The 7,431-nt window shown below is 72.5% G+C and carries 7 protein-coding genes; 3 read left to right on the forward strand and 4 right to left on the reverse strand.

All coding sequences use genetic code 11. From position 1 onward, the window contains the following. Window positions 1-99: 99 nt before the first annotated feature. Window positions 100-1,884 (reverse strand): 3-hydroxyacyl-CoA dehydrogenase family protein, encoded by a 1,785-nt coding sequence (locus ACJA3G_RS05245; RefSeq protein WP_406551679.1) that lies wholly within the window; start codon window positions 1,882-1,884, stop codon window positions 100-102. Between the two features lie 394 nt (window positions 1,885-2,278). Here ACJA3G_RS05245 and ACJA3G_RS05250 point away from each other — a divergent pair, with 394 nt between their 5' ends. Further along, entirely contained in the window at window positions 2,279-2,854 is a 576-nt protein-coding gene (locus ACJA3G_RS05250; protein ID WP_406551680.1) for an adenylosuccinate lyase, read from the forward strand. A 16-nt stretch (window positions 2,855-2,870) separates the two neighbouring features. Here the strand turns inward: ACJA3G_RS05250 and ACJA3G_RS05255 are convergent, their stop codons facing one another. From ACJA3G_RS05255 to ACJA3G_RS05265, 3 genes are read right to left on the reverse strand one after another with little or no spacing between them, the layout of a single operon-like run. Next, a complete protein-coding gene (locus ACJA3G_RS05255) occupies window positions 2,871-3,410 on the reverse strand; it encodes a GNAT family N-acetyltransferase (RefSeq protein WP_406551681.1) in 540 nt (179 codons plus the stop codon). Then, on the reverse strand, window positions 3,407-3,808 hold the full coding sequence (locus ACJA3G_RS05260) for a RidA family protein (protein ID WP_406551682.1): 402 nt from the start codon (window positions 3,806-3,808) through the stop codon (window positions 3,407-3,409). The genes ACJA3G_RS05255 and ACJA3G_RS05260 overlap by 4 nt, the downstream gene beginning before the upstream one ends. A gap of 56 nt (window positions 3,809-3,864) precedes the next feature. After that, window positions 3,865-4,911 carry an Rv2578c family radical SAM protein gene (locus ACJA3G_RS05265; RefSeq protein WP_406551683.1) on the reverse strand — a complete coding sequence of 349 codons (1,047 nt, stop codon included), beginning with the start codon at window positions 4,909-4,911 and terminating at the stop codon, window positions 3,865-3,867. 165 nt (window positions 4,912-5,076) lie between these two features. Here ACJA3G_RS05265 and ACJA3G_RS05270 point away from each other — a divergent pair, with 165 nt between their 5' ends. Next, complete coding sequence (locus tag ACJA3G_RS05270; RefSeq protein WP_406551684.1) at window positions 5,077-5,520, forward strand: SRPBCC family protein; 444 nt, start codon at window positions 5,077-5,079, stop codon at window positions 5,518-5,520. A gap of 355 nt (window positions 5,521-5,875) precedes the next feature. After that, a partial coding sequence (locus tag ACJA3G_RS05275) for an MDR family MFS transporter (protein WP_406551686.1) occupies window positions 5,876-7,431 on the forward strand: 1,556 nt, incomplete at its 3' end.

Below are 7,431 nucleotides of genomic sequence, written 5' to 3' on the forward strand. Positions count from 1 at the left end.
ATATGTGCAGGAAGCCGCGCTCGCGGGGGCGGACCGCCCGACGGATCGAGCAGCCCGCCCCAGCGCTCCCCCGGCCGGCGGGCGGGGGAGCCCCACGGCTCAGCGCCGGGCATACTCGCGGAATCCACGGCCCGTCTTGCGGCCCAGGCAGCCGGCCGCGACCAGGTGCTCCAGGAGCGGGGCGGGCGCCAGGCCCGGGTCGCGGAACTCCGCGTGCAGCACCTTCTCGATGGCCAGGGAAACGTCGAGGCCGACCACGTCGAGGAGTTCGAACGGGCCCATCGGGTACCCGCCGCCGAGCCGCATCGCCGCGTCGATGTCGTCCAGCGAGGCGTAGTGCTCCTGGACCATCTTGATCGCGTTGTTGAGGTACGGGAAGAGGAGCGCGTTCACGATGAACCCGGCCCGGTCCCCGCAGTCCACCGGGTGCTTGCGGATCCTCGCGGTGACCTCGCGGACGGTGGCGTGCACCTCGTCCGAGGTCAGGACCGTACGCACCACCTCGACCAGCTTCATCGCGGGCGCCGGGTTGAAGAAGTGCATCCCGATGACGTCCTGCGGGCGCGTGGTGGCGCGGGCGCAGGCGACGACCGGCAGCGAGGAGGTGGTCGTGGCGAGCACCGCGCCCGGCTTGCAGATCTTGTCCAGGGAGGCGAACAGCTGCTGCTTGACCCCCAGGTCCTCGGCGACCGCCTCCACCGCCAGGTCCACGTCGGCGAAGGCCTCCAGGGCGCCCGCCGGGGTGATGCGGGAGAGCGTCTCGTCGCGGGCCGCGGCCGTCATCCGGCCCTTGTCGACCGAGCGCGAGAGGGACTTGGCGATACGGGACTTGGCGGTCTCGGCCTTCTCCAGGCCGCGCGCGGCGAGCACCACGTCGTACCCGGCCTTGGCGAAGACCTCCGCGATGCCGGAGGCCATGGTCCCCGACCCGGCCACACCGACCGAGCGGATCTGCCGGCCGCCGCCCGCGCCCGCCGCGATCGTGGCCGGCGTCTGCGCGTCCGCCACCACCGTCGCGCTGCCCGGACCCTCGTACGTGTAGAAGCCGCGGCCCGTCTTGCGGCCGGTCAGGCCCGCCTCGGTGAGCTGGCCGAGGATGGGCGCGGGGGCGTGCAGCCGGTCGTGCGAGTCGCTGTACATCGCCTCCAGGACCGTGCGGGCGGTGTCGATGCCGATCAGGTCGAGCAGTTCGAGCGGGCCCATCGGCAGCCCGCAGCCCAGCTTCATCGCGGCGTCGATGTCCTCGCGGGAGGCGTACTTCGACTCGTACATCGCGGCGGCCTGGTTGAGGTAGCCGAAGAGCAGCCCGTCCGCGACGAAACCGGGGCGGTCGCCGACCGCGACCGGCTCCTTGCCGAGGTCGAGCGCGAGCCGGGTGACCGCCTCCACGGCGGGCGGCGCGGTCAGGACCGAGGAGACCACCTCGACCAGCTTCATCGCGGGCGCCGGGTTGAAGAAGTGCAGGCCGAGGACGCGCTCGGGGTGCGCGGACTGGGCGGCGAGCCGGGTCACGGACAGGGCGTTGGTGCCCGTCGCCAGGATCGCGGTGGGCGCCACGACGGTGTCGAGCGCGGCGAACACCTGCTGCTTGAGCTCGTACGTCTCCGGCACGACCTCGATGACCAGGTCGGCGTCGGCCGCCGCCTGGAGGTCGGTGAAGGTGCGGAACCGGGCGAGGATGTCGCGCCGCTCCTCCTCGGTGATGCGCTCGCGGGCGACGGCCCGGGCGGTGGACGCCTCCAGGGAAGCCACGGCCCGGCGGGCGGCCTGCTCGCTGATGTCGATACCGATGACCTCGCGGCCCGCGCGGGCCAGCACGTCGGCGATGCCGGTGCCCATGGTGCCGAGACCGACCACGGCGACGGTGTTCAGGGGGGTGTCCATCACGGGACTCCAGGGTGAGTGACGACTGAGGAGAGGGCGCACGCGACCGGCATCCGGCTGTCGCGACGGCGTCGACGAGGACGCGGGTGCGCGGCATGGGCGCACGGCGTGCGGAGAGGTGTCGTGGTGGTGCTGGGGCCGGCGGACCCGGTCCCGGGGCCACGCCGTGAAAATGCCGAACCGACGAACACTGCCGGTGGCTGCGTCACCAGGCCACCGGAGTCTGCGGGGCGTGCCCGCTCACCTGAGATTAACCGGTGAGTAACGAGCGCGCCATAGGGCGGGGGTGGCGACTCGATGTGATCTGGCTCGCCCCGGCGCACACGGCCGGACGCCCCCGGTGCTCCCGGCCGGACCCCTTCCCGTCGGACCGGCGCCCACTACGCTTCCCGGCATGGACGAGGAGCTTCGGTCCCTGGCGGACCGGCTGCGGGACGAGGCCAGGGCGTGGGACGCGGTGCCCGCGTACGAGCGGCTGCTCTCGACCCGGGACCACGACGAGCTCGCGGCCGTGCTCACCGAACGCGAACGGCCGCTGTGGGCCCGGGAGATCGCGGCCTTCCGGCTCGGCTGCGCGGGCGACCGGCGCGCCTTCGAGTCGCTGGTGCTGCTGCTCAACCACCGCGACCCCGCGCGCTGTGTCTCCGCGGCGCACGCCCTGGCCCGGCTCGGGGATCCCCGCACGGCCCGGGCCGCCGCCGCCCTCGCCACCAACCGGCTGCGCACCGCGTACGCCCTGCACCCCGTGCGGCTGCTCACCGCGCTGCGCGCCCCCGAGGCCGTACCGGCGCTGATCACCACCCTGCGACCGCTGCTCTCGCCCGACACCCCTTACTGGCGGGTGGCGCTCGCCTGTGTGGAGGGGCTGGGGGAGCTGGGCGACAAGCGGGCGGTGGAGGTCCTGGAGACGGCGCTCGCCCGCCCCCGTCTCGCCTCGGCCGCGGCTGTGGCGCTCAGGCGCATCGGCTGACGCACCCGGGGACCCCTCACGTACCGAACCCTGTCAGCCTCGTCGCGTACCGCACCTCCGGGACGGCGACCCCGTCCGCGACGAAGTCCTCCTCGGCGCCGTCCGGGGCGAAACCGGCGCGCTCGTAGAACCGCCGGGCCCGGCCGTTGGCCTTGAGGACCCACAGCAGCAGGCGGGGATAGCCGTCGGCCGCCGCGCGGGCGGTCAGCTCGGCGAGGATCAGCCGTCCGGCGCCCGTGGACCAGTGGTCCGGGTGCACATACAGGGCGTACACCTCGCCGTCGGGCGCCGTCGCGCCGCCGTCCTCCCGGTACGGCCCGCAGCACCCCCAGCCGATCACCTCGCCCGCCCGCTCGGCGACCAGGCGGACGACCGGGCCGGTGCCGCGGGCCAGCTGCTCGCGGCGGCGCTCGGCGTCCCGCTCCACGCTGAGGGCGTCCAGATACGTCTGCGGCACCAGGCCCCGGTAGGCCGTGCGCCAGCCGGAGACACGGGCGGTCGCGACCGCCTCGCAGTCGGCGGCGGTCATGTCCCGGACGCGCGGGGCGGTGTTCAACGGTCGGCGACCACCGCGAACGCCTCGATCTCCATCAGCAGTTCGGGCCGGAAGAGCGACACGACCTGGACCGCCGAGGTCGCCGGGAGCCGGCCGCTGTCGAGGTGGCCCTCACGCGCCTCGCGGATCGCGGGGAGGTAGGCGGTGTCGGTGACGAACACGGTCAGCTTCACCACGTCGTCGAACGTCGCCCCCGCCGCCTGGAGGCAGCGGCGCAGGTTCTCGAAGACCTGCCGCGCCTGCGCCGCCGGGTCGCCCTCGCCGACCACGTCCCCCTTCTCGTCGAGGGCGCACTGACCGGATATCGCGATGAACCGGCCGGTGCCCCACACCACATGGCTGTAGTTGACGCCGGGGGCGAGCCCGTCCGGGGTGGCGATGTGCGTGAGTGAAGTCATGCGCCCATCCTGAACCCCGCCCCCGACAACCGGTCAACAGGGTCGGCGGATTCCGGTCAGAGCAGGGTGAGTTGTGTCGGGCCGGCGGGCTCCGGCTCCGGCTCCACGCGCCGCGGAATGCGCCGGGCCGCGCCCCGGTGCGCCGGGCCGATGCCGAATTCGGTGGCCAGCTCGTGTACGTGCCGGGTGATCCGGCGCTGGTACCACTTCGGGGCGTACGCCCCCTCCGCGTACAGCCGCTCGTAGCGCCGCACCAGATGGGGGTGGTGCTCGGCGAGCCACGCCATGTACCACTCGCGCGCCCCCGGCCGCAGGTGCAGCACCAGCGGGGTCACCGAGGTGGCGCCGGAGGCGGCGATGGCGCGGACGGTGGCGCGCAGCTGGTCGGGGTGGTCGCCCAGGAAGGGGATCACCGGGGCCATCAGGACCCCGCAGCCGATGCCCGCCTCGGTCAGCGTCCGTACGACGTCGAGACGGCGCTCGGGAGCGGGTGTGCCCGGCTCCACCGTGCGCCACAGGTCGTGGTCCGTGAATCCCACGGAGACGGAGATGCCCACCTGCGTCACCTCCGAGGCCTGCTGGAGCAGCTCCAGGTCGCGCAGGATCAGCGTGCCCTTGGTGAGGATGGAGAACGGGTTGGCGTGGTCGCGCAGCGCCTCGATGATCCCCGGCATCAGCCGGTAGCGGCCCTCGGCGCGCTGGTAGCAGTCGACGTTGGTGCCCATGGCGATGTGCTCGCCCTGCCACCGGCTGGAGGCGAGGTGGCGGCGCAGCAGCTCGGGGGCGTTGACCTTGACCACGATCTGCGAGTCGAAGCCGAGCCCGGTGTCGAGGTCGAGGTAGCTGTGCGTCTTGCGGGCGAAGCAGTACACGCACGCGTGGGTGCAGCCCCGGTAGGGGTTGACGGTCCACTCGAACGGCATCCGGGAGACCCCGGGCACCCGGTTGACGATCGAACGCGCGCGGACCTCGTGGAAGGTGACCCCCCGGAACTCGGGGGTGTCGAAGGTACGGGTGACCACCGCGTCCGCGTCGAACAGCGCGGTCGCGCGGCCCGCTCCGGGTGGCGCCGGATCGTTTTCGGCCAGATTGTCCCAGCGCATACACGCCTCCTCGGGCCTCGTCCGTAGCACTGGCCCCAGAATAGAACATCTGTTCCCATGATCGCAGCAACCCCGATTTTGGGGGCCCGACCCCGAGGTGATTGGCTTTGCCCACCCCGAATCCGGGCGCACCCCCCGGATGTCACGAATGCTGGAGGAAGAGCCATGGCGCAGGTCGAGGCCACCACGGAGCGGATCATCGCGGCGAGCCCGGAGACGGTGTTCGACACCGTGGCCGACTACAAGGACAGCCGTCCGAAGCTCCTGTCCGAGCACTTCAGCGAGTACCAGGTGCGCGAGGGCGGCGACGGCGAGGGCACCCTCGTCCACTGGAAGCTCCAGGCCACCAGCAAGCGTGTGCGCGACTGCCTGCTGGAGGTCTCCGAGCCGACCGAGGGACAGCTCGTGGAGAAGGACCGCAACTCCTCCATGGTCACCACCTGGACCGTCACCCCGGCCGGCGAGGGCCGCTCCAAGGTCGTCGTCAGCACCGTGTGGAACGGCGCGGGCGGCATCGGCGGCTTCTTCGAGAAGACCTTCGCCCCCAAGGGCCTCAACCGCATCCACGACACCGTGCTCGGCAAGCTCGCCGCCGAAGTCGAGAAGTAGGTCCCGGCCCACGGGCCGCCGCTCAGCGCTCCCGGTCGCGGTCACCGGTTCGAGTGGTTTTCGCGGCGGCCCGGTGGTGCGCCCGCGCGCGCCGGACCGTGTGAAACACGCTGATGGGGCGGTGGACACGCCCCCCTTCAGGGCGAGTTGTGCGCCCGCGCACCGCTTCCCTTTCGCTTGCTCCCTATTAGCGCCGGATGCGCAGTATGTACGCCGCGCAGGCGAATCAGGCGCGACGAGGGGAGCAGACGTGGGTGGGATCACTCTGGTGAAGGACCCGGCGCAGGACGGGCCTTCGGGGGAACGGCGGGCACGGTGGGCCGTGCGGGAGCCCGCTCCGGAGTTCTCCGACGCGGTGGCACAGGACCCGTTCGTCCCGGCGCCGCCCGCCGGCCCCGCGGGGACCACCGTGTCGCTCAGCCCGCGCCGGGTGCGGCTGGTCTTCGTCGGGCTGATGCTCACCATGCTGCTGGCGGCCCTCGACCAGATGATCGTGGCGACCGCGCTGCCGAAGATCGTCGGTGATCTGCACGGCCTCGACAAGGTCTCCTGGGCGGTCACGGCCTATCTGCTGGCCTCCACCGTCGGACTGCCCATCTACGGGAAGCTGGGCGACCTCTTCGGCCGCAAACCCGTCTTCCAGTTCGCCATCGTCGTCTTCGTGATCGGCTCGGCGCTGTCGGGCTGGTCGCGGACCATGGACCAGCTCATCGCCTTCCGCGCCGTCCAGGGAGTGGGCGGCGGCGGACTCATGATCGGCGTGCAGGCGATCATCGCCGACATCGTGCCGCCCCGCCGACGCGGCCGGTTCATGGGCCTGATCGGCGCCGTCTACGGCGTGGCCTCGGTGGCCGGGCCCCTGCTCGGCGGCTTCTTCACCGACCACGCCTCCTGGCGCTGGTGCTTCTACGTCAACGTCCCCTTCGGTCTCCTCGCCCTCGCCGTCGTCGCCGTCGTCCTCGAACTGCCCCGGCCCGCCGCCCGCCCGCGCCTGGACGTCCTCGGCGCGCTCCTGCTCATCGCCGCCTCGACGTGCGTGGTGCTGCTGACCAGCTGGGGCGGAACGCAGTACGCCTGGGGCTCGCGCGTCATCCTGGGGCTGGCCGCGGGAGCCCTCGGCACGGCCCTGCTCTTCGTTGTGGTCGAGAGCTGCGCGCGCGAACCGCTCATCCCGCTGCGGCTGTTCCGCGATCCCGTCTTCGCCGTCTCCGGACTGGTCGGCGCGGTCATCGGCGTCGCGCTCTTCGGTGCGGCCAGCTATCTGCCGACCTTCCTGCAGATGGTCGACGGCGCCAGCGCCACCGGCTCCGGGCTCCTGGTCCTGCCCATGATGGGCGGCATCGTCACCGCCTCGATCGTCTCCGGCCAGCTCATCAGCCGCACCGGCCGCTACAAGATCTACCCGGTCCTCGGCAGCGCGGTCGCCGCGGTGGGCATGTGGCTGCTCTCCCGGCTGGAGAGGGACACGCCCCGGCTGGACTACAGCGTCTGGATGGCGGTCCTCGGCATCGGCATCGGCCTGGTGATGCCGGTCCTCGTCCTCGCCGTGCAGAACGCCGCCGACCCCGCCGACCTCGGCACCGCCACCAGCACCAACAACTACTTCCGGCAGATCGGCGGCAGCGTGGGGGCCGCCGTCTTCGGCACCCTGTTCACCAACCGCCTCGCCCACTCCCTCACCGAGCAGCTCCCCGCCGGTGCCCGTCTGCCCGACCCGACGTCGATCACCCCGCAGCTGGTGCACGGCATGCCGCCCGCCCTGCGCGACGGCTACATCCGCGCCTACGCCGAGGCCATGCCGCGGATCTTCCTCTACCTGGTGCCGGTACTCGTGCTCGGCCTCCTGCTCGCCTTCTTCCTCAAGGAGAAACCGCTGGTGTCCCAGAACGCCCCCGCCGCCGAGGCGACCCC

The sequence above is a fragment of the Streptomyces sp. YS-3 genome (assembly GCF_045257485.1).
Classification (GTDB): Bacteria; Actinomycetota; Actinomycetes; order Streptomycetales; family Streptomycetaceae; genus Streptomyces.

Bases quoted from the DNA above. Each gene is read 5' to 3' on its own strand.
- ACJA3G_RS05260 (WP_406551682.1), bottom strand. From the start codon at position 3,808: ATGACTTCACTCACGCACATCGCCACCCCGGACGGGCTCGCCCCCGGC.
- ACJA3G_RS05265 (WP_406551683.1), bottom strand. From the start codon at position 4,911: ATGCGCTGGGACAATCTGGCCGAAAACGATCCGGCGCCACCCGGAGCG.
- ACJA3G_RS05250 (WP_406551680.1), top strand. From the start codon at position 2,279: ATGGACGAGGAGCTTCGGTCCCTGGCGGACCGGCTGCGGGACGAGGCC.
- ACJA3G_RS05245 (WP_406551679.1), bottom strand. From the start codon at position 1,884: ATGGACACCCCCCTGAACACCGTCGCCGTGGTCGGTCTCGGCACCATG.
- ACJA3G_RS05270 (WP_406551684.1), top strand. From the start codon at position 5,077: ATGGCGCAGGTCGAGGCCACCACGGAGCGGATCATCGCGGCGAGCCCG.